General features: G+C 69.8%; 17 protein-coding genes. 5 read left to right on the top strand and 12 right to left on the bottom strand.

Features of this window, described 5'->3' with window-relative positions; all coding sequences use genetic code 11:
• Positions 1 to 20: 20 nt before the first annotated feature.
• The 3 genes from MK786_RS09020 to MK786_RS09010 are packed head-to-tail and all read right to left on the bottom strand — an operon-like array spanning position 21 to position 2,556.
• Complete coding sequence (locus MK786_RS09020; RefSeq protein ID WP_241111889.1) at positions 21 to 797, bottom strand: amino acid ABC transporter permease; 777 nt, start codon at positions 795 to 797, stop codon at positions 21 to 23.
• Positions 797 to 1,597, bottom strand: coding sequence for an amino acid ABC transporter ATP-binding protein (locus tag MK786_RS09015; RefSeq protein ID WP_277397422.1), 801 nt, complete (start codon positions 1,595 to 1,597; stop codon positions 797 to 799). Before MK786_RS09015 ends, MK786_RS09020 begins: the two co-directional genes overlap by 1 nt.
• Positions 1,594 to 2,556 carry a VOC family protein gene (locus MK786_RS09010; protein WP_241111888.1) on the bottom strand — a complete coding sequence of 321 codons (963 nt, stop codon included), beginning with the start codon at positions 2,554 to 2,556 and terminating at the stop codon, positions 1,594 to 1,596. Before MK786_RS09010 ends, MK786_RS09015 begins: the two co-directional genes overlap by 4 nt.
• A 178-nt stretch (positions 2,557 to 2,734) precedes the next feature.
• Here MK786_RS09010 and MK786_RS09005 point away from each other — a divergent pair, with 178 nt between their 5' ends.
• The 5 genes from MK786_RS09005 to MK786_RS08985 all read left to right on the top strand — a co-directional run bounded on the left by MK786_RS09005 (position 2,735) and on the right by MK786_RS08985 (position 8,020).
• The gene (locus MK786_RS09005) at positions 2,735 to 3,532 is read left to right on the top strand and encodes an SDR family NAD(P)-dependent oxidoreductase (RefSeq protein ID WP_241111887.1); all 798 of its coding nucleotides are present in this window, start codon (positions 2,735 to 2,737) and stop codon (positions 3,530 to 3,532) included.
• A gap of 11 nt (positions 3,533 to 3,543) precedes the next feature.
• The gene (locus MK786_RS09000) at positions 3,544 to 4,302 is read left to right on the top strand and encodes an SDR family NAD(P)-dependent oxidoreductase (RefSeq protein ID WP_241111886.1); all 759 of its coding nucleotides are present in this window, start codon (positions 3,544 to 3,546) and stop codon (positions 4,300 to 4,302) included.
• Positions 4,303 to 4,350: 48 nt separating this feature from the next.
• The gene (locus MK786_RS08995; protein ID WP_241111885.1) at positions 4,351 to 5,367 is read left to right on the top strand and encodes a 3-hydroxyacyl-CoA dehydrogenase; all 1,017 of its coding nucleotides are present in this window, start codon (positions 4,351 to 4,353) and stop codon (positions 5,365 to 5,367) included.
• A gap of 221 nt (positions 5,368 to 5,588) precedes the next feature.
• On the top strand, positions 5,589 to 6,350 hold the full coding sequence (locus MK786_RS08990) for an HpcH/HpaI aldolase/citrate lyase family protein (protein WP_241111884.1): 762 nt from the start codon (positions 5,589 to 5,591) through the stop codon (positions 6,348 to 6,350).
• Positions 6,347 to 8,020: a DUF885 domain-containing protein gene (locus MK786_RS08985; RefSeq protein WP_241111883.1), complete on the top strand. Its 1,674-nt coding sequence runs from the start codon at positions 6,347 to 6,349 to the stop codon at positions 8,018 to 8,020. The genes MK786_RS08990 and MK786_RS08985 overlap by 4 nt, the downstream gene beginning before the upstream one ends.
• A 171-nt stretch (positions 8,021 to 8,191) precedes the next feature.
• On the opposite strand, the gene MK786_RS08980 is transcribed toward MK786_RS08985, so the two are convergent.
• The 9 genes from MK786_RS08980 to MK786_RS08940 all read right to left on the bottom strand — a co-directional run bounded on the left by MK786_RS08980 (position 8,192) and on the right by MK786_RS08940 (position 21,144).
• On the bottom strand, positions 8,192 to 9,214 hold the full coding sequence (locus MK786_RS08980; RefSeq protein ID WP_241111882.1) for an ABC transporter ATP-binding protein: 1,023 nt from the start codon (positions 9,212 to 9,214) through the stop codon (positions 8,192 to 8,194).
• A complete protein-coding gene (locus MK786_RS08975) occupies positions 9,211 to 10,776 on the bottom strand; it encodes an iron ABC transporter permease (RefSeq protein WP_241111881.1) in 1,566 nt (521 codons plus the stop codon). The genes MK786_RS08980 and MK786_RS08975 overlap by 4 nt, the downstream gene beginning before the upstream one ends.
• Positions 10,777 to 10,801: 25 nt before the next feature.
• Positions 10,802 to 11,845, bottom strand: a complete 1,044-nt coding sequence (locus MK786_RS08970) for an extracellular solute-binding protein (RefSeq protein ID WP_241111880.1) — start codon at positions 11,843 to 11,845, stop codon at positions 10,802 to 10,804.
• Between the two features lie 12 nt (positions 11,846 to 11,857).
• Positions 11,858 to 15,031 carry a hypothetical protein gene (locus tag MK786_RS08965; protein ID WP_241111879.1) on the bottom strand — a complete coding sequence of 1,058 codons (3,174 nt, stop codon included), beginning with the start codon at positions 15,029 to 15,031 and terminating at the stop codon, positions 11,858 to 11,860.
• Positions 15,028 to 15,423: a PPOX class F420-dependent oxidoreductase gene (locus tag MK786_RS08960; RefSeq protein WP_241111878.1), complete on the bottom strand. Its 396-nt coding sequence runs from the start codon at positions 15,421 to 15,423 to the stop codon at positions 15,028 to 15,030. Before MK786_RS08960 ends, MK786_RS08965 begins: the two co-directional genes overlap by 4 nt.
• Positions 15,424 to 15,461: 38 nt before the next feature.
• Positions 15,462 to 16,421 (bottom strand): ABC transporter permease, encoded by a 960-nt coding sequence (locus MK786_RS08955; protein ID WP_191765402.1) that lies wholly within the window; start codon positions 16,419 to 16,421, stop codon positions 15,462 to 15,464.
• Complete coding sequence (locus MK786_RS08950) at positions 16,418 to 17,473, bottom strand: ABC transporter permease (RefSeq protein ID WP_241111877.1); 1,056 nt, start codon at positions 17,471 to 17,473, stop codon at positions 16,418 to 16,420. Before MK786_RS08950 ends, MK786_RS08955 begins: the two co-directional genes overlap by 4 nt.
• Complete coding sequence (locus MK786_RS08945; RefSeq protein WP_241111965.1) at positions 17,470 to 19,290, bottom strand: ABC transporter ATP-binding protein; 1,821 nt, start codon at positions 19,288 to 19,290, stop codon at positions 17,470 to 17,472. Before MK786_RS08945 ends, MK786_RS08950 begins: the two co-directional genes overlap by 4 nt.
• Before the next feature lie 69 nt (positions 19,291 to 19,359).
• Positions 19,360 to 21,144 carry an ABC transporter substrate-binding protein gene (locus MK786_RS08940; RefSeq protein WP_241111876.1) on the bottom strand — a complete coding sequence of 595 codons (1,785 nt, stop codon included), beginning with the start codon at positions 21,142 to 21,144 and terminating at the stop codon, positions 19,360 to 19,362.
• Between the last annotated feature and the right edge of the window lie 81 nt (positions 21,145 to 21,225).

The following is a 21,225-nucleotide window of genomic DNA, read 5'->3' as shown; positions in this document are numbered from 1 at the left end:
TGCTGGGCTTGAGTGACCGCCTACTTGGGCGTGTAGACGGTGCCGGTGGCGGGGGTGACCGCCTTCACGCGGGCGGCGAGCGCGACGATCTCGCGACGCTGGTGCGCACGCAGTCCCCGGCCGACGATCCCCATCGGCGGGCGAACGTACGCGTTCTCGATCATCCGGAAGACGAAGTCGATCGCGAACGCGGCGAGCACGTAGATGATCGCGGCGGCCGTGTAGAGCACGAACGGCTGGAAGGTGGTCGCGACGAGGTTCTGGGTGACGCGCACGACTTCGAGCAGGCCGATGACGGTGAAGGTCGAGGTGTCCTTGACCATGCCGATGAACATGCTGCCGATGTTGGGAAGCGCGATCTTCACCGCCTGCGGGAGGGTGACCGAGAAGAAGATCTGGTGCGGCCGCATGCCGAGCGCGAGTCCCGCCTCGGTGTGGCCTGAGGGGACCGCCTGCAGGGCCGAGCGGAAGATCTCGGCGAAGAACGCGCTGTAGAGCAGCGAGAGCGCGATGACACCGGCCTGGAAGACGGTGAACCGGATGCCGAGGACCAGCGCCAGACCGAAGTACACCCAGATGACGCTCACGAGCGCCGGGACGCCCCGGAAGATGTTGATGTACGCGACCGCGATCCAGTTGAACGGCTTGGGCGCCGAACGCAGGACGGCGAGGAGCAGTCCGAAGACGAGCGAGATCACGAGGCCGACGATGGCGACCGCGGCGGCGGTCCACAGGCCCGCGAGCAGCGCCTCGCGGTACTCCCAGACGAGCCCCCAGTTGTAATCGAAGATCGACATCACATCACCGCCTGGAGGAACTGCTTGGCGCGCTCGCTCTTGCAGTTCTCGTAGAAGCCGCGAGGACCGGACTCGACGATGCGGCCGTCCTCCATGAACACGTTGAGATCGCCGATCTCTTTGGCGAAGCCGAGTTCGTGGGTGACGACGACCATCGTCATCCCCGTCTCGGCGACTTCGCGCATCGTCTTGAGCACCTCGCCCACCAGTTCGGGGTCGAGGGCAGAGGTGGGCTCGTCGAAGAGGATCACCTCGGGGTCGAGCGCGAGTGCGCGTGCGATCGCGACGCGCTGCTGCTGGCCGCCGCTGAGCTCGGCAGGGTAGTTGGCGGCACGGTCGATCAGACCCACCCGCCGCAGTGCGATCGCCGCCTTCTCGCGGGCCTTGCCCCGGCTCATCCCGTGCACCTTGCGCAGCGGCAGGGCCACATTGTCGAGCGCGCACAGGTGCGGGAACAGGTTGAACTGCTGGAAGACCATGCCCACCCGGCGCCGGAGCGCGAGGCGTCCGCCCCGCTTGCCGGACTCGCCGGGAAGTCCCGGGCCGAACTCGATGCCGTCGACCCTGAGGGATCCGGAGTCGGGCTCGGCGAGCATGTTCATGCTGCGGAGCACCGTCGACTTGCCCGAGCCGGACGGGCCGAACAGCACGACGTGCTGACCCCGTTCCACCGTCAGGTCGATGTCGAAGAGGACCTGCGTCTTGCCGAACGACTTGTTGATGCCGCGCAGCTCGATGATCGGCAGGCGGGCCGAGGCATCCGCAGACGATCCGGCGACAGCCCGTGCGCGGCCGCTCATGCGCGAACCTCCGAGACGCTCACGTACAGGCCGTCGGGATCGCGGAAGTAGGCGTAGCGCCAGCTCTGGCCGTCGGGCATCTGGATCTCGGCGGGCTCGCCGACGAGGTCGACGCCGATCGACGCGAGGTACGCGATCGCGAGGTCGAGGTTGCGAGCGCCGATGGAGAACTCGAACGTGCCGAGATGGCCCCACTCGCCGCGCATGTCGGGTCCGGCCGGGGTCTGCTCGACGGGCTCGAGCGATCCGCCGTGCGGGCTCATCAGGAGCATCATCCGCTGGCTGGGGGGCTGGCGGCCGACGTCGAGGAACCACTGGTTCATCGGCTCGTTGATGCCGGCCATGTCGAAGAGCTTCGCCGTGAAGCCGAGCTTGCGGTAGAACGCCTCGGTGCGGTCGGAGCTGCCCACGCCGAAGGCGACGTGGTTCACTCCCTGCGGACCGTCGGGGTAGGGCCATCCCGATTCGAGCGACCGCCACTCGATGAACTCGATCTTGGCCCCGTCGGGGTCTTCTACGTAAGAGAGACCGCAGTGGGTGTCGTACGGCTCGAGGATCTGGTCGTTGGGGTCCATGAGCACCTTGTGCCCGGCGGCGACCAGCGACTCGTGGAAATCCTCGTATGACTGCACGTGGATGCAGACCTCGCAGATGCCGGGCTCGCCGTACGCGAAGCCGTCGGGCAACGGCGGCTGCGGCCGGTTGATGATCTGCACGAGCTTGATTCCCGAGCGGCCCAGCACCGTCGGCTGCGAGCTGCGCAGGTAGACCACGCGAGCCTCGGTGGCGTCGTGTCCGGTGACGGCGTCGATGCCGGGGAGAGGCCCGGTGTAGTCGAAGGCGACGTCGACGAACCCGAGCCCGCCATAGAAGCGGAGCGATGCATCCATGTCGGACACGCCGACGCCGATGTGGTCGAGACCCAAAAGGGTCCCGAATCGGAAGTCTGCTGTGTTCAAGTCCGGGTCCTTCCCATCGGCTCCCTCGCGCACCGCGGAACAATCGCGAACGGTCGGGTGTTGTAGCGATGTTTGCACAACGCACACTTGTCCGCAATACGAACAACTTCGTTCGGATTGCGGAGATCCGTGCGCATACCGTACATTGGCGTTCAATCCGACAGGAAGGGTCACGACCTTGGCACAGGACGGTCCGCGCGCCGCTGAGGCGCACATCGCCACGGCGGCGGCATCCGGGATGCTGCAGGGTCGCCGCTTCCTGGTGACCGGTGGCGCGCGCGGCCTCGGCGCCGCGATCGTCCGCACCCTCGCCGCCCACGGCGCGACCGGCCTGATCGTCGACCTGCGGGTCCCAGAAGGCGCTGAGCTTCCCTGGCCGTTCGCCGCTGCCGACGTGACGGACGAAGGCGCGATGCGCGAAGTGACCGAGGCGTACGCCTCCGAGCATGGCCCGTTCGACGGCGTCGTGGCCGCCGCCGGCATCGTGCCCTCCTGGCAGTCGCCGGAAGAGCTCGACCTCGCCGACTTCGATCGCACGATGGCCGTCAACGTCCGCGGCACGGTCGTCACCGTCAAGAGCGTCGCCGCGATCCTGCCCGCCGGGTCCACGATCGTCGCGATCGGGTCGCTGAACTCGTGGAAGGGCGACCCGAACATCGTGTCGTACGTCGCGAGCAAGCACGCCGTGCTCGGTGTCGTTCGCAGCACCGCCCTCGCCCTCGGCGGCCGAGGCATCCGCGTGAACGCCGTCGCCCCCGGCCCCGTCGCCACCGAAGCCCTCCTCTCCCGCATCGACAGCCGTGCCTCTTCAACAGGTCTCGACCGCGACGCGTCCCTCGCACGCTCAGCCGGACTGACCGCGCTGGGCCGCCTCGCCACCGAACAGGACATCGCCGACGCCGTGCTCTTCCTCTCCTCTCCCCTGTCTGCCGCCATCTCCGGACAGCTGCTGCCCGTCGACGGCGGAATCCTCTGAGAGGCATCGACATGGCGACACTCGAAGATCGAACGGCACTCATCACCGGGGTCTCGGGGGCGATCGGCGGCGAGCTGGCCCGCACCTTCGCGCGCGAGGGCGCGAAGGTGATCGGCACCTACCGCAGCCGTCAGGATGCCGCTGAGCAGGCTCTCGCGAGCCTGCCGGCTGCCCGCCGCACTCTCATCCAGGCCGGATTCGGCGGCGGTGAGAGCGCGCGTGAACTCTGGCGCTCCGCGTGCGAGAGCGGTCCCGTCGACACTGTCGTGGTCAATGCGGCGGCAATGGCCACGACGCCGCTGTCGGGCGACGACGAGGCATGGGATGCCGGATGGCTCGAGTCGCTGCAGGTGAACGTGATCGCGGCATCCACCCTCATGCGCGAAGCCGCGAAGACCTTCGCCGAGCGCGGGTCGGGGTCGATCATCGCGATCTCGAGCTGGGCAGCCGAGCAGGGCAGCCGCATCCCCGACGTCGGCGCGTACGCGGCGTCGAAGGCCGCACTGCGCAACTTCGCTCAGACCCTCGCCCGCGCATACGCGCGCACGGGAGTCCGCGTGTACACGATCGCGCCCGGCGTCGTCGACGGCGGCATGGGCACGGCAGACCTCGACCCCGATGAGGTCCGCGCCGTGGCGGAGGGACTCGTGATGGGCCGCCACGTCGCCGTGTCGGAGATCGCCGAGCTTGCCGCCTTCCTCGCAACAGACAGATGCCCGAGCCTCACCGGGTCAACGCTCGACCTCAACGGGGCCTCGTACATCAGGTGACCCACCGGCTCACCTGATCAGCAAGACACATCGGATCGGACGCTCCACATGATTTCTCCTCCCCCGCTCGGATCGGGCGCCGCGCACTCCCCCAGGACTGTCGCGGTCGTCGGTGCGGGCAGCATCGGGATCGCCTGGGCGGTGGTCTTCGCCTCTGCCGGGGTGTCCGTCCGCCTCTTCGAGACCGACGACGCAGTCCGCCGGGGCGCGTTGGGTGAGGTCGACTCGATCCTGACGGCCCTGTTCGAGGCCGATCTCCTCGCCGAGCCGGTCGCCGACGTCCTTCCGCGCGTGAGCATGCACGACAGCCTCGCCGCCGCGGTCGCCGGGGCGGACTTCGTGCAGGAGTGCGTGATCGAAGACATCGACGTCAAACGGGAGCTGTTCGCCGAACTCGACCGCATCACCCCGCCGGGGGTCGTGCTCGCGAGCTCGACGTCGACGATCATGGCCTCGCTCTTCGCGGCGGAGGTTCCGGGCCGCGACCGGTGCCTCGTGGTGCACCCCGCGAACCCGCCCTACTTCCTTCGCGTCGCCGAGATCGTCCCCGCCCCGTTCACGTCGGCCGAGGCGATCGAGAGCGCTCGCGAACTGCTCACCCAGGTCGACATGACACCGGTCGTGCTCAACCGAGAAATCGAGGGCTTCGCGTTCAACCGGCTCCAGGGGGCCGTGCTGCGCGAGGCGTACTGCCTGGTGCGCGATGGCGTGCTCTCCGCGTCCGACCTCGACACGCTCGTCCGGGACGGGCTCGGCCTGCGCTGGTCGGTCATCGGCCCCTTCACCACGAGCGAGCTGAACACCCGCGGCGGCATCCGCCGGCACGCCGAGGTGATCGGTCCCATCTACGCCCGGATCGGGGTCATGCGCGGCACCGACGACCCGTGGACGCCCGAGACGATCGAGCTCGTCGCGAGCGAGATCGAGCAGCGCCTGCCGCACGAGACCTGGGAGGAGAACGTCCGCGAGCGCGACCGCGCCATGATCAAGCTCGCCTCGCTGCTGCGGCAGTTCGAGAACCCTCTGAGCCAGGCGCCGGCCGCGGCATCCACCTCCCCGCTGTAGGGCCGGCGCACGACGCACTTCGCAGTTCCGGACGAACTTCGCAGGAAGTCCGGTCAACGGTGCGCGCGACGGTGGACCATGCGAACTTCCGTCGGATGCCGAGCGCCGATCCGCGTCGGCATCGCTTGCGACGGCATCCGTGGGCGTCGACTCGCATGTAAGGCGAATCGCTCTTCTAGCTTTTCGTTAGCCAGCCAGGCGCAGAGCAGTAGTATCCATATGTGAAGACTCATGCCAGCTCGAGCGTTCAGATCGCCGCGTGGTCGATGCTCGGGACGCCGGCCGCGGCATCCCTCATGTCACGCATCGGAGCAGACCTGCTGGTGCTCGATGCCCAGCACGGCCTCTTCGACGACGCCGCGCTCATCGCCACCGTCCCGGCCGTCTCAGCAGTGCCCGTGCACGTGCGGGTGCCCGACGGATCGGCCGCCGGCATCGGACGCGCCCTCGATGCGGGCGCGGCGGGCGTGATCGTGCCGATGGTGCAGGATGCCACCGAGGCCGAGGCCGCAGCATCCGCCACCCGCTATCCCCCGCTCGGCGAGCGCTCGTGGGGGCCGCTGGCCGCCTACCGGGGCGAGCCGACCACCCCGCCGGCCGAAGCGAACGCGCGAGTGTCGTGCGCGGTGATGGTCGAGACCTCGCGCGCGATCGCGAACCTCGACGGCATCGCGTCGGCACCCGGCGTGGACATGGTGTTCGTCGGGCCCTTCGATCTCGCGATCGCGCTCGGCATGGACGTGCCGGGGCTGCTGGGCGACCGGTCCGACGGCAACCCGCTCGACGCCGTCGTCGCCGCCTGCCGACGGGCAGGAACCCGCGCCGGTGCGTTCGCGGGAAGCCTCGAGACCGCCGCCGCCCTCATCGCCCGAGGCTTCACCACCGTCGCCGTCGCCGTCGACACCCAGCTCATCACGGCCGCCGGCAGGGACCTCGTCGACGCCGCACGCAGCATCCCCGTCCCCCCGAAGGAGAACGAATGACCACCGTCCGCCAGATCGCCGACGAGTACACCGCCGCACTGGCCGCCCGCGAACCTGCGGCGGCCCTCGCCCTGGGGATCGAGCGGCCCGAGCGGGCGCTGGCCGACCTCTCACCCGAGTGGCTCGAGGAGCGATACGCGCTCCAGGGCGAGGTGCTCGATCGGCTCGCGGCGCTACCGGACGACGCACCCGACGCGGTGCTGCGCGCGGCACTGGTCGAGCGACTGTCGGGCGACCGAGCGATGTTCGACACCGGGTTCACGATGCGGATGGTCGCCGGACTCGCGAGCCCCATGCACCTCATCCTCGAGGGCGTCGAGGGACTGACGATCTCGGACGACGCCGGCGGGATCGCCGTACTGGAGCGCACTGAAGCTGCCCCGGCAGCGGTGCGCGAGTACATCCGCTCCCTCGTGCGTGCGCGCGAACTCGGCCGCGAGGGTCGGTTCACGGGTGAGGGAATCGCATCGGTGCGCCAGATCGGGCTGCTGGCCGACCAGGCCGAGGGCTGGGCCGACGCGAACTACTTCGCCACCCTCGATCGCGTGCCGGGACTCTCTCCCGAGCTCACCGCCCGCGCCGACGCCGCCGCCGCCGCGATGGCCGAGGCGCTCCGTGAGCTGGTGCGCTTCCTTCGCGACGACCTGACACCGGATGCCCCGGCCGAAGACGCGATGGGCGTCGAGGTGTACCCGACCATGGTCGCCAGCATGCTCGGCACCCCCGTCGATCTGGAGGAGGTCTACGCATTCGGCTGGAGCGAGCTCGAACGTCTGGTGGCACTTTCGCGCGAGCTGGCGGAGCAGCTGGGCGGAACGGGCGACGACCCCGTGCGGTCCGCGGCGCGCTTGCTCGACGCCGACCCCCGCTACCGGCTCGAGGGGATCGAGTCGATCGTCGCGTGGCTGCGTCGGCGCGTGGCGGAGAGCGCCGAAGTGCTGGGCGCCGAGGCATTCGTCCTGCCGCCGACGATCGACGATGTGGAATGCGTCGTGTCTCAGGCATCCGCCGGCGTCGTCTACTACACGCCCGCCCCGCCCGACGGGTCGGTGCCGAGCCGCATCGTGTGGACGATCCCCAGTGGCGTGCCGATGGCTGCGACCTGGCAGGAAGTGACGAGCGTTCACCACGAGGGGCTGCCGGGCCACCACCTGGAGCACACCGTCAACCGCGCGAACGCCGACCTGCACCCGTGGCAGAGGTACCTGTGCGAGGTTCACGGGTACGCGGAGGGCTGGGCGCACTACGCCGAGGCGCTGTCGGACGAGCTCGGCCTGATCCGCGACCCTGCCGAGCGGCTGGGTATGGTGCTCGGTCAGATCTGGCGCTCGGTGCGGATCGTGACCGACATCGGACTGCACACGAAGTGGCCGCTGCCGGCGAACCCGCTCACCACTGAGACGGAGTGGACGCCCGAGCTGGCGAGGAAGTTCCTCGAGGACTTCGCGATGGTCGAGCCCGACCTCGCCCGCTTCGAGGTCGACCGCTACCTCGGCATCCCGGGCCAGGCGCTCGCCTTCAAGGTCGGCGCGAAGCTGTGGATGGAGGCCCGTGCCGCGTGGCGTGAGAGCCGGGGAGTGGATGCCCGTCTCGCCGACTTCCACCGCGAGGCCCTGGCGCTCGGCCCGATGGGTCTCGCGCCGCTGCGGGCGCAGCTGCTCGCCGGCTGAGTCTGGCCCGCCCGAACTGTCCCGACCCAGGCCGTGAACGTCTGCTCTGCCCACGCGGGCGCGGTACCGCTGCTCTGCGTCGCACGCCTGATCCTTCTGGCCGGGTTCGCCGGCGGACGCACTCGTCGCTCCCGCGCTGAAAGGGATGCTCGCGGCGCCAGAGTGCGCGGGTCAGCGCGAGGGCACCGTCGCAACCTCACGCCGCACGACAACCGCGACTCGCCCGCCGACGGCGTGTCCGGCGGGGTCGGATGCCTCCACCTGCGTTCCGTCGGCGAGCTCGACGCGCACCAGCCGGTCGCCGCCGCGGAACAGCGACCGTACGACCCGCCCGGTGACCCCCGCACCGGGCTGCGCCAACTCGACCGACTCCGGCCGCAGCACGACGAGGCACTCACCGGCAGACGCACCCGGGCCGACGGCCACCTCACCCAACGCCGTGGACGCGACCCCCGGCGCTGTCACCCGTGCCGGCACGAGCACACCGCGGCCGATGAACTCGGCGGTGAAGCGATCGACGGGACGCCGGTACACCTCCTCGGGCCTGCCCTGCTGGTGGATGCGACCGGCGTTCATCACGATCACCCGATCGGCGATCGCGAGAGCCTCGGACTGATCGTGGGTGACGAGCAGCGCCGACGTGCCCGTGCGCCGGAGCGCGGCGAGCATCTCGTCGCGCACTCGCTCCCGCAGCGAGGCGTCGAGGTGCGCGAAGGGCTCGTCCAGCAGCACCAGCGCGGGTTCGGTGGCGAGGGTGCGCGCCAGCGCGGTGCGCTGCTGCTCGCCGCCGCTGATCTCGTGCGGCATGCGCTGTGACAGATGCGCGATACCGAGCAGTTCGAGCATGCGCTGGGTCGCGGCATCCCGATTCCTGCCCTTCATCCCGTACGCGACATTCGCCGCCACGTCGAGGTGCGGGAACAGCACGCTGTCCTGGAACACCAGCCCGACGCCGCGTTGCTCGGGGGGAACCGCCTTCGCCCCGTCCGAGACGGTGACTCCGTCGATCGAGATCGTCCCCTCGCCGCGATCGAGACCGGCGATGAGGCGCAGGGTGGTGGTCTTGCCGCAGCCCGACGGTCCGAGGAGAGCCACGACCTCACCGCGCGGCACGGCTACGTCTGCGTGATCGACCGCGACGACCGAGCCGTACCGGCGGACGAGTCCCTGCGCATCGAGGGCGAGCGCGCTCATGCGGCGACCGCCGCCCTCGCCGCGACCCGCGCGTGCAGGGCGAGCAGCGGCACGCTGATCGCGACCATCAGCAGGGCCGCGATGCTCGCCGTCGTGTACTGACCCTCGACCATCGCTCCCCACAGTCTCACGGCGAGCGTCTCGGTGCCGGTCGGGCGGAGCAGCAGTGTCACCGGAAGCTCGTGGAACGCGGCGAAGAAGACGAGCACCGCCCCAGTCAGCGCCGCCGGCCGAACGAGCGGGAGCACGACCCTCACCAGGGTCGAGGCATCCGATCTGCCCAGAGTTCGCGACGCGTCGAGCAGCCTGCCGTCGACGCGGCGCAGCGCCGTCGACATCGCTCCGACCGACAACGGCAGGAACAGCACCGCGTAGGCGAGCACGAGCGTGGTCGTGGATTGGTACAGCGCCGCCGGCAGCGCGAGCGACAGCACCAGGATCGCGAGGCCCACCGCGAGGTGCGGGAGGGCGTGGGTGACCCAGGGCACGCCCTCGACGACACGACCGAATCGGGACCTGCGCCGCGCCGCCAGTGCGATCGGCAGCGCGAGGAGCGTCGTCACGACGCTCGCGAGCAGCGCATAGAGGAGGGCGTTGCCCGCCTCGACCAGCACCGGCCCAGGCTGCGCTCCGGATGCGAGACCGTTCAGCGCCCAGGTCGCGAGCGTGGCGATGGGCAGCAGGCTCGACGCCAGAACCACGATCCCCAGGAACACGATCGCCGCGATCGACCCGGTCGTCCCCCAGCGACGAGCGGGAGCGGGCCGCGCATGGGGAGCGGATGCCGCTTCCCGACCCCGCAGGACCACCTGACCCACAATGAACACCGCCGCCACGAGCACCAGGATCGAGCAGAGCGCGAACGCCGGCGCGAGGTCGACCCGACCGCGGAACTGCGCGTAGATCGCGCGGGTGAGGGTGTCGTATCGCAGCATCGACACCGCGCCGAAGTCCGAGATCGCATACAGGGCGATGACGCAGGCGCCGAGCGCGAGCGTGCTGCGCAGGTGCGGCAGCACGACCCGCACGAACACCCGTGCGGGCGGGTCGCCGAGCAGCCGGGCGCTTTCTTCCAGGGCGGGGTCGAGACGCGAGAGCGCGGCGGCGACCAGGGTGTGGACGATCGGGATCCCCACGATCGTCAGGCACACCGTCGCCGCCCACAGCCCGGTCGCCGGCAGCAGGCGTTCGACACCGAGCGGCGCCAGCCACCGGGTCAGCGAGCCCGCACCCCCGAGCATCCCGGTGAGCGCGACGGCGAACACGTACGCGGGGAGCACCAGGGGCACCCCGATCAGCGTCGACCATACTCGACGCCCCGGCAGGAGCGATCGGGCGGTGACGACGGCCGTCGCCGTGCCGATGACGAGGGATGCCGCCACCACGAGCAGTGCGAGCAGCAGGGTGTTGCCGAGCAGCTCGACGAGCCGCGCGGATGTCACGGTCTGCGCCCCGCGCCCCTCGAACCCCTGGACGGCGAGCACCACGAGCGGCGGCACGCACAGGCACGCGATGATGAGCACCGCGAGGACTCCCGCGGCCCGCTGCGCAGTCGCCGGCACGGTGACTCCTCGGGGTCGGAACAGCCTAGATCAGCCCGGATCGAGCGATGAGGTCGGTGGCGATGTCGAGGTTCCCGGCGACCTCGTCGAGCTTCATGTCTTCGATGAGGTCCTCGTCGAGCTGCCGCTCTCCTTCGGGTGTGCCGACACCCGCAAGGAGCGGGTACTCGCCCACCTCCTCCAGGAAGTGGGTCTGTGCCTGCTCGGACAGCATGAATCGCACGAACTCGACCGCGGTGTCGCCGCGGGTGCTCGAAGAGAGCACCCCGATCGTCGTCGGCATGAGCACATCGCCGGCGTCGCCCGCATCGAACGAGTGGTTCCGCACCGCGAAGCCCGGGTCCTCGGCGAGCAGACGGTGAACGTAGTAGTGGTTGACGAGCCCGACCTCGAGGTCGCCCGCCGCGATCGCCCGCAGCTGCTCCTCGTTGCCGTCGAACACCTGGGGGTCGTTCGCGGCCATGCCCTCCAGCCACGCCAGGGTCTCGTCCTCACCGTGCATCGCGACGAGGGCGGCGACGAACGACACGAAAGAGCTGTGCGTCGGGGCGAGCCCCACCTTGCCGCGCCACGGCTCCCCCGTCAGCTCGAACACCGAGTTCGGGAGACGGTCAGCCGGCGTCTGCGCGGGGTCGAAGGCCAGCACCCGGCGGCGGGCGGTGACTCCCACCCAGTCGTCCTCGGCGCCCGTGATCCCCTCCGGAACGGAGTCGAGCACGTCGTCGGGAAGCGGACTGAGCAGCCCTGCCTCGGAGATTGCGCCCATGTACGCCGGGTCCTGGGTGAAGAACACGTCGGCGGGTGAGGCATCCCCCTCCTGGACGATCGTCGTGGCCAGCTCGCCCGTGCTGCCGTAGCGCGCGTCGACCTCGAGACCCGTCTGCGCCTCGAACAGCTCGACGAGCGGACGCACGTGGTCCTCGTTGCGCCCGACGTACACGACGAGGTCAGCTCCGTCCGTGGCGTCGCCGCCCGCGCCGGGCGAGACCCCGGCGGGAGCATCGCTCGCACACCCCGTGAGGGCGAGGACGGCGGCGAGTGAGAGGACGGCCAGGCGGGAGATGCGCATTGCGTGTGGGTCCTAGTACGCGGGGGCGATGAGCGCGATGTCGGTGTCGGCGCGCAGGGCGGAGTCGAGCTCGGGGATCGCATCCCGGCGGATGTCGTCGAGACCCGCGAGAGCGTCGTCGGCCTCGGCCTCGAACCTGTCGAGCACCGCATACACGCCCTGAACGGGACGGGTGTCCGACAGCTCGACGACGATCTCGGGGAGCAGCACGATCTTCTGCTCGAGCCCTGCGGCCATCTTCAGCGCGTCGTTGTGGTCCTTCATGTCGGGGTTGGTCAGCACCCGCAGCAGCGCGTCGATCCGGTCGGCGACCGTTCCGATCCGCTCGGCGAGGGGTCGCCCGTCGAGCCGGATCCGCAGCGCTTCGAGCGAGCCTCGTGTCGAGGTCGCCCATCCGATGCCGTCGGCCACCCGCTGAAGCAGGTCGCGGATGCGCACGAGCAGGCGGTGCTGCTCGGCGAGGTCGTCGTCGGTGGCGATCCCGCGCGGGTCGCGTTCGACCACGATCGACCGCTCGGCGGTGGTGCCGAGCGCCTCGAGCGTCACCGTGTACTGCCCCGGCGCGACGCGCGGGCCGGGGTAGACGACGCCGCGAGGCGAGCCGTCGGTCGACGCCGCGAGCGCAGGCTCGATCCGCAGATCCCACACGAACGCGTGCGTGCCCGACGTGCGAGGGGTCAGCTGGTCGGCCGGCAGATCGCGGTCGGCGGGGCTGGTCGACCCGAAGGTCCGCAGCACCGTGCCCTCGGCATCCCGGATCGTGAGCGTCACGTCGTCGGCGTCGGCAGGCAGCCGATAGATGAGCTGCACGCCGTTCGGCGGGTTCTTGCCCCCGTCGAGCCACACGGTCTCGCGGGTGCCGTCGGGCAGCGCGCGGCGCGTGAAGGTCGCTCCGCCGAGGGGAACTCCGGGGAACCCGCCGACCCACGAGCCCTCGCCGGGCATGTCGAACCCGTCGGGTGTCGCATACCTGTAAGCGAGCGGCGGCGCGAACAGGACCGGCTCGTCGAGACGCGTTTCGGCGATCTGTCGCAGGGGCGCCAGGTCGTCGAGGATCCAGAAGGCCCGCCCGTGCGTGCCGGCGACGAGCTCGTGGTCACGCACCTTGATGTCGTAGACCGGCACCGACGGCATGTTGCCGCGCAGGCTGGCCCACGTCGCACCACGATCGATCGAGAACCAGACCTGTCGCTCGGTGGCGAGGAACAGCAGGTCGGGCGATGAGGGATCTTCGCGGATGCTGCGAGCCCACTCCTGCTCGGGGATGCCGGCCGAGATCGGCTCCCACGTCGCGCCGAAGTCGTCTGTGCGGAACACGAGCGGCCGGGGATCCTGCAGTCGGTACGCGTGCGCCGCGAGGTACGCCGTGCCTGCGCGGTGCGCGGACGGCTCGATGCGGGCGATGGTCGCCCAGTCGGGGAGCCCCGGGACGGTCAGCTGCGTCCACGACTCGCCGCCGTTGCGCGACACGTGCACGAGACCGTCGTCGGTTCCGACCCATAGCTCACCGGCGGTGAGGGGCGACTCGGCGAAGGCGTAGATCGTGCAGTACACCTCGGCGCCGGTGGAGTCGCCCGAGATCGGGCCGCCCGTCGGCTGCTGCTTCGTCTTGTCGTCGCGCGTCAGGTCGGGGCTGATCGTGGTCCACGTGATCCCGCCGTCGGGAGAGCGGAACACCCGCTCGCCTCCCACGTACAGCACACCCGGCTCGTGAGGTGAGAACTCGATCGGGTAGGTCCACCCGAACCGGTGGGTCATCTCGCTCGCGCCGATGCCCATGAAGTACTCGGGCCACACGGCGACATCGCGCGCCTGCTCGGTGACCTGGTCGAAGCGCAGCAGCGGACCCGGATGCCCGAACCCAGCACCGCCGAGCATCACGAAACGCGGGTCGGAGCGGTCGAGCGCGACATCTCCCGCCTCGGCTTCACCGAGCTCGACGCAGTCCGGCCAGCGCAGGGCGCCCTTCCACGAGCGGGAAGGCGCCCGGATGCCGGAGTTGTCCTGCTGCGTCGCGTACAGGTCGAACGGGAACCGGTGGTCGATGTCGAACCGGTAGAACTGGGCGGTGGCCTGGTTGTAGACCGACGACCACGTCATCCCGCCGTTGACGCTCACGCAGGCGCCGCCGTCGTTGCCGTTGATCATCCGGCGAGGGTCGTCGGGGTCGATCCACAGGTCGTGGTTGTCGCCGTGCGGGGTCTGCACCTGCTGGAAGGTGCGGCCGCCGTCGCGCGATCGCCACGCCCACGTGTTCATGCTCCACACCGTGTCGGCCTCGGTGGGGTGGGCGATGATGTGGCTGTAGTACCAGGGTCGGCCCTGCACGCTGCGCTCCCGCGACACGTGCTCCCAGGTCTGACCCGAGTCCTCGGAGCGGTAGACGCCGCCCTCCTCGCCGATCGCCTCGACGAGAGCCCACAGCCTGCCGGGCTTGGCGGGACTCGCGGCCACGCCGATGCGACCGAGCAGCCCGGTCGCGAACCCGGGGCTGTCGGAGATCTTCTCCCAGGTGTCGCCGGCATCGGTCGAGCGCCAGAGGCCCGAGTCCTCGCCGCCCGAGATGATGTTCCACGGATGCCGCACCATCTGCCAGATCGACGCGTAGACGATGCGGGGGTTCGAGGGGTCGATGACGAGATCGGCGCCGCCGGCCTTGTCGGAGACATGGAGCACGTGGTCCCAGGTCTCGCCGCCGTCGCGCGTGCGGAAGACGCCGCGCTCCGGGTTCGGGCCGAAGACGTCGCCGGTCGCCGCCACGAACGCGACGTCGGGGTCCTTCGGATGCACACGCAGCTTCGCGATGTGCTTGGTGGCGGCAAGGCCCCGGTGCTGCCAGGTGCGCCCGCCGTCGACCGTGCGGTACACCCCGTCGCCGGGGACGACGTTGTTGCGCGCGAAGGACTCGCCCGTTCCCACCCACACCACGTTCGAGTCGGACTCCGACACGGCGATGGCGCCGATGGACGCGGTCTCGAGGAAGCCGTCCGACATCGGCCGCCAGTACTGGCCCGCGTCATCGGTCATCCAGACGCCGCCCGAGCACGCGCCCATCCAGAACCGCGAGCTGTCGTGCCGGTCGCCCGACACCGCGACCACTCGTCCGCCCCGAGACGGACCGACGCTGCGCCACCGGATGACGTCAGCGCCGAGCTCCTCGGCGAGCTCCTGGCTCGTGCCCGTCATTTCGCCCTCTCCCCCACGCGCGAGGTCGGCCGGATCCGGCAGATCACCCGCTCGCTCTCGATCTGCTCTTGAATGTACGGCCGGCCGAAGTATCGCTGCGAGAGCTCGTCGATATGCGCCCGGGCCGCATCGCCGTGCACGAACTCGACCACTTCGCCCCGGATCTCAGCGTAGGAGTAGGGATTCTCGCGGTCGATGATCACGACGACCACCCGCGGATCGCGCACCATGTGGCGGTACTTGACGCGGTGCACCTCGGTGTTGATGAGGATGTGCTCGTCGTCGCAGTCGACCCACATCACCTGCGCGGTGGGCGATCCGTCCTTGCGGAGGGTGGTCAGCGTGGCGAAGTTCGCGCCCTTCGCGAGGGCGCGCGTGTGCTCATCAAGCATCGTTCGGTATTCCTGCGGGTCGTCGTCGGGGACGGTGCTCACTTGACCCGGACCCGCGAGTCGAGCAGAGCGTAGGCGATGTCGACGATGATCGACGAGATCACGACGAACAGCGATGCGAGGAGCATCGTGCCGATGATGACCGGCTGGTCACCGCGGTTGACGGACTCGATCGCGAGGCTGCCGATGCCGTTGATGCCGAAGATGCGCTCGGTGACGACGAGCCCGCCCATGAGGACGGCGATGTCGAGGCTCACCTGGGTGACCACGGGCGTCAGCGCGCTGCGCATGCCGTGCTTGTAGACCACCGAGCCGTCCGAGAGACCCTTGGCCCGGGCGGTGCGGATGTAGTCCTCGCCGAGCACGCCGGCCAGCTGACTGCGGGTGAGGCGGGCGTACGTCGCCGCCGAGACGAACCCGACCGTGACCCACGGGAGGATCAGGTGCCGGAACCACTCCCACGGGTCGTCCGTGAATTTCACGTAGCCGGCGGCAGGGAAGATCGGGAACCCCGCGACGGTGAGCTGGAAGAAGAAGATGTACAGCAGGAGCAGGCCGACCACGAAGGTGGGGACGCTCAGGCCGCTCAGGACGAAGACGGTGCTCACGCGGTCACGGAACGACCCGGGCCGGCGTGCCGCCCCGATGCCGACGAGCACGCCGATGATGAGGGCCATGGCGAGGCCGCCGATCGCGAGCGACGCGGTCGCGGGAAGACGCTGCAGGATCGAGTCGAGCACCGGCTGCTGGTTGTAGAACGAGTAGCCCAGGTCGCCCCGCAGCAGACCGCCCATATAGAGGAAGTAGCGCTCGATCACGGGCAGGTCCAGGCCCAGGCGCTCGCGCACGAGCTCGACCTGCGCGTTCGTGGCCTGAACGCCGGCGATCGTGCGAGCCGGGTCGTTGGGCGCGACGTAGAAGAGGAGGAACATGATCGCGCTGATCGCGAGCAGCGTGAGGATGGCCGAGACGGCCCGGCGGCTGAGGAAGCGGATCACGCCTGCGCCTCCTTCTTGGCCGCGCGGCGGGCGGCTCGACGACGGGCGAGTCGGCGCCGGCCGGCGAACAGGGTCTGTCGCGGGTCGAGCGCATCCCGGATCGAGTCGCCGAGCAGGTTGAACGCGAGGGTGACGGCCAGCAGCGCCGCCGACGGGAAGATCACGAGCCAGGGTGCGATCGTGTAGAGCGAGCCCTGCGAGGCGACCGACAGCATGTTGCCCCAGGTGGCGGTGGGCGGGAGCACGCCGAGACCCAGGAACGACAGGGTGGCTTCGAAGACGATGGCCTGCGGAATCAGCAGCGTGCCGTACACGAGGATCGGCACGAGCAGGTTCGGGATGACGTCGACCCGCATGATCCGCCAGTTCGAGGCGCCGAGAGACCGGGCAGCCTCGACGAACTCGCGTTCGCGGAGCGAGAGCACCTGGCCGCGCACCACGCGAGCGATCGGCGCCCACGAGAACAGGACGATGACGATGATGGTCGTGGTCAGCGACGGTCCGACCAGTGCGACCAGCGAGATCGCGAAGAGCAGCTGCGGCAGGCTCAGCGTGGTGTCCATCAGCCAGGTGAGCACGGTGTCGACCGGGCCGCGCATGAATCCTGCGACGAGGCCGACGAGGGTTCCGATGCCCAGCGCCCCGAGCGTGGCGAAGAACGCCACCGTCAGACTGATCTGGGCACCGTAGACGAGGCGCACGAGCACGTCGCGACCGAGGTTGTCGGTGCCGAGGAGGAACTGCGAGTTCGGCGCGACCGGCGTGCCGAACTCGGTCAGGCCGTCCTGCCGGAACTGCTCGTTCGGACCGTGACCGGTCCACGCCGCCACCAGCGGGGCCATCAGTGCGGCGAGGATCACCAGGACGATGATGACGACCGAGACGATCGCGACCCGATCGCGGCGCAGGCGGCTCCATACGAGCTGCATCGGGCTTCGAGCGGCGACCGCCGTCTGGCGAGTGAGGCCCGAGACGGCGTCGGCCTGGATTTCCTCGGCCTCTTCGTCGAGTTCGGCCTCGACGCGCGGGTCGAGGGAGTTCGGACTGGTCATCCGCGTGCCTCCCTGAGGATGTCGTCGGACTGATCGAGCACGGTATCGACGTGGGGCGCGGCGGCCAGGAGCGAGCGGGTGTACTCCTCCTGCGGGTCGCGGTAGATCTGCTCGACCGGACCCTGCTCGACGACGACGCCGCGGTGCATGACCGCGACCGTGTCGGCGATGTGCTCGACCACGGCCAGGTCGTGGGCGATGAAGACGTAAGTGAGGCCGAGCTCGTCCTGGAGCAAGCTCAGCAGATTGAGGATCTGCGCCTGGATCGACACGTCGAGCGCTGAGACGGGCTCGTCGCAGACCACGAGCTTCGGGTTCAGGGCCAGGGCGCGGGCGATGCCGATGCGCTGACGCTGGCCACCCGAGAACTCAGCGGGGAAGCGGTTGTAGTGCTCGGGGTTGAGGCCCACGAGCTCCATGAGCTCCTGCACGTGCGAGCGCAGCTCCTTGCCCGTCTTCAGACCGTGGATGATGAGCGGATCGGCGATGATCGAACCGACCCGGCGCTGCTGGTTGAGCGATCCGTACGGGTCCTGGAACACCATCTGCACGTCGCGGCGGAGCGCGCGCCGCTCGGCACGACCCAGGGTGGAGATGTCACGGCCCTCGAACTCGACGCGGCCGCTCGTGAGCGGGATGAGGCCCGTAAGGGCGCGGGCGAGCGTGGACTTGCCGCTGCCGGACTCGCCGACGATGCCGAGGGTGCCGCCGCGGGGGATGTCGAGGCTGACGCCGTCGACGGCCACCACGGTGTCGCTCTTGAGGCCGAGCACACCCTTGCGGGCGCCGGGGAAGGTGATGCGCACGTCTTCGACGCGCGCCAGAAGGTCGCGCTCGACCGCGGCGACCGGAGCCGCGTCCGGAAGGACCGGAAGGACGACCGGGCCCGCATGCGAGACGGGCAGCACGCACGCCGATCGGTGCCCGACGGCGATGTGCTTCTCTTCGGGGAAGCCCTGAAGGCACGCGTCGTGCACGAGCGCGCACCGCGAGGCGAAGGGGCATCCGGGCTGTTCGATGAGGAGGCTCGGCGGGTTGCCGGGGATCGACTGCAGCACCGTGCGCTCCGAGCCGACGCGCGGAACCGAGGCGAGCAGCCCGCGGGTGTACGGGTGGTGCGGCCGCGCGAGGACCTCGCCTCGCGCACCGCGCTCGACGATCCGGCCGCCGTACATGGTGATGACCCGGTCGGCGACCTGGGCGACGACGCCGAGGTCGTGCGTGATCATGAGGATCGCCGTGCCGTGCTCCTGCTGGAGGCGGCTCATCAGGTCGAGCAGCTGAGCCTGCACGGTTACGTCGAGGGCCGTCGTCGGCTCGTCGGCGATGAGCAGAGCGGGGCGCAGCGCGAGCGCAAGACCGATCATCACGCGCTGGCGCATGCCGCCCGAGAACTGGTGGGGGTAGTCGTCGACCCGCTTCTCAGGGTGGGGGATGCCGACCTCTGCGAGCACGTCGATGACCCGTGATCGCAGGAGCTTCGGCGACGTCTTCTCGTGGACGCGGATCGCCTCGGCGATCTGCGCCCCGACCCGGAACTGCGGGTGAAGCGATGACAGCGGGTCCTGGAAGACCATGCCGATCCCCCGGCCTCGCACCGAGCGCAGATCGTCGTCGCTCATCGTCAGCAGATCGCGGCCCTGGAAGAGCGCCCGGCCGGTGACCATCGCACCGCTCGAGAGTCCGACCATCGCCTGCGTGCTGACCGACTTGCCTGAACCGGACTCCCCGACCACTCCGAGGGTTTCACCCTCGTCGAGATCGAAGGAGATGCCACGCACAGCGTGCAGCCTTCCATCGCCCGTGTCGAACGACACATCGAGATCTTCAACGCTGAGCAGCACGTGGCACCTCCCTCTCCCTCATTCAGACTGACCGCGAGCGGGTCAGTCCTCGATCCAGACGTTCGTCACGTCGCCGTTCTTCGTCCACGAGAGGTACTCGAAGCCCCCGACGCGGTCGGAGTGGAAGACGGGCGTGCGAGCGAACGTGATCGGCACCCAGGCAGCATCCTCGGTCGCCACGGCGTCCGCGGCGATCCAGAGCTCGTTCGCCTCTTCGGGCGACTCGGCGGCGAGCGCCTCGTCGACCAGCGAGTTGAACTCGTCGCTGTTCCAGCCACCGAAGTTCGGGGAACCGGCGGCGTAGCCGCGGCCATCGAGCATGGGCACGAGGTACGGACGACCGCCGAAGTAGTCGGCGCTCCATGCCGCGATCGCGATGTCCCACTCGCCCGCTTCGGTGATGTCCTGGTTGAGCAGGAACTCGCTGTAGAACGCGTTCTGCGTGGTGACCTTCATCTCGACCTGGAAGCCGGCGGCTTCGAGGTCCTGCTGCATGGCCGCTGCGATCGACGCGTAGGGCTCGGTCTCGCGGTAGAGCAGGCGGACGGGGACGCTGTCGCCGAAGCCTGCCTCGGAGAGCAGCTCCTGCGCACGCTCGGCGTCGCCGTTCTCAGGGACGTCGAGCACGTTTGCCTGCTCGGTGCCCAGGACCTCGGGAGGCAGGATCTGCGTCGCGACCTCGGCCAGGCCGGGTCCGCCGAGGATCTGCTGCACCGCGGCGCGGTCGATCGCGAAGTTGAGCGCCTGGCGCACCGTGGTGTCGCCGAAGGCTCCACCGGCGTTCGGGCTCAGCGTGTTGATCACGACGTAGGGACGGATGGCTCCGTCACCACCGATCACGAGACGCTCGTCGTTCGCTGCCATGAGCGCGGGGACCGAGGCGGTCGGGGTGACCGTGTCGGCCCACTGCATGTCGACCGTTCCGGCCTCGAGCTGCTGCTGCACAGCTGCGGCATCCTGACCCATCGCGATCTCGATCGCGTCGACGTTGGCCTCGCGCACCGGGTCGAGGTCGGCCTTCCACACGGGGTTGCGCTCGAGCGTGAAGCTCTCGTCGGGCACGTACTCCGCGATGCGGTAGGGACCGCTCGAGATGATGTTCTGGCGGAGCTCGGGCGAGTCCGGCAGGTACTCCAGGTACTCCACGGGCTGCGGTGCGAGGAACACGCCGAGCGCCATGATGTCGATGAAGTCGGCGGCCGGCTGCGTGATGGTGAACTGCACAGTGTGGTCACCCGTGGCCTGGATGCCCTCGATGTCGTTGCCCTCGACGTACTCGCGGATGGCCTCCACGGTCGGCTCGACGGTCGAGAAGCCCTCGCAGTATTCGGCGAGACCGACGATGGTGTCGGTGAAGTACGACAGCGCGTTCGACGGGGACACCGGGTTGCAGATGCGCTTCCCGGCGAGCACGACGTCTTCGGCGACGATCTCGCGTGCACCGTCGGGAGCGTCGAACTCGACACCCTCCTGCAGGTCGACCGTGTAGACGGTGCCGTCCTCGGAGATGCCGCCGTTCTCGGCGGTGGGGATCTCGAGTGCGAGGTCGGGGACGATCTGCGAGCCGTCCGTGCCACCCTCGCCGGGCACCTGTGCGAACAGGGTGCGGGTCAGCGCGCGGTGGATCTGGTAGTCCGGAGCCGAGTACGAGGCAGCCGGGTCGAGGTAGAGGACGTCCGAGTTGCCGGCGAGCTTGAGGGTGCCGCCGGTGGCGGCGTCACCTCCCTCGTCGTCGCCGCCTCCCTGCGTGCCGGAGCACGCCGTCAGGACGAGTGCCGAGAGCGCGACGGCGGCGCCGAGCATCCCCAGCCGTGATCGATGGTGCATGGTGCTTCCTCTCGTGAAGCCGATCGGTTCACCCCCCGGGCGGGCCGCCGGCGGGCATGCTGCAACTGTTCCGTGTGCGGA

Origin of the sequence: Microbacterium sp. CFH 31415 (genome assembly GCF_022538185.1) — a bacterium.
In the GTDB taxonomy this organism is placed as follows: Bacteria; Actinomycetota; Actinomycetes; order Actinomycetales; family Microbacteriaceae; genus Microbacterium.
Note: the sequence above shows the minus strand (reverse complement) of the source record. Positions and strands in the feature narration are given on the sequence as shown.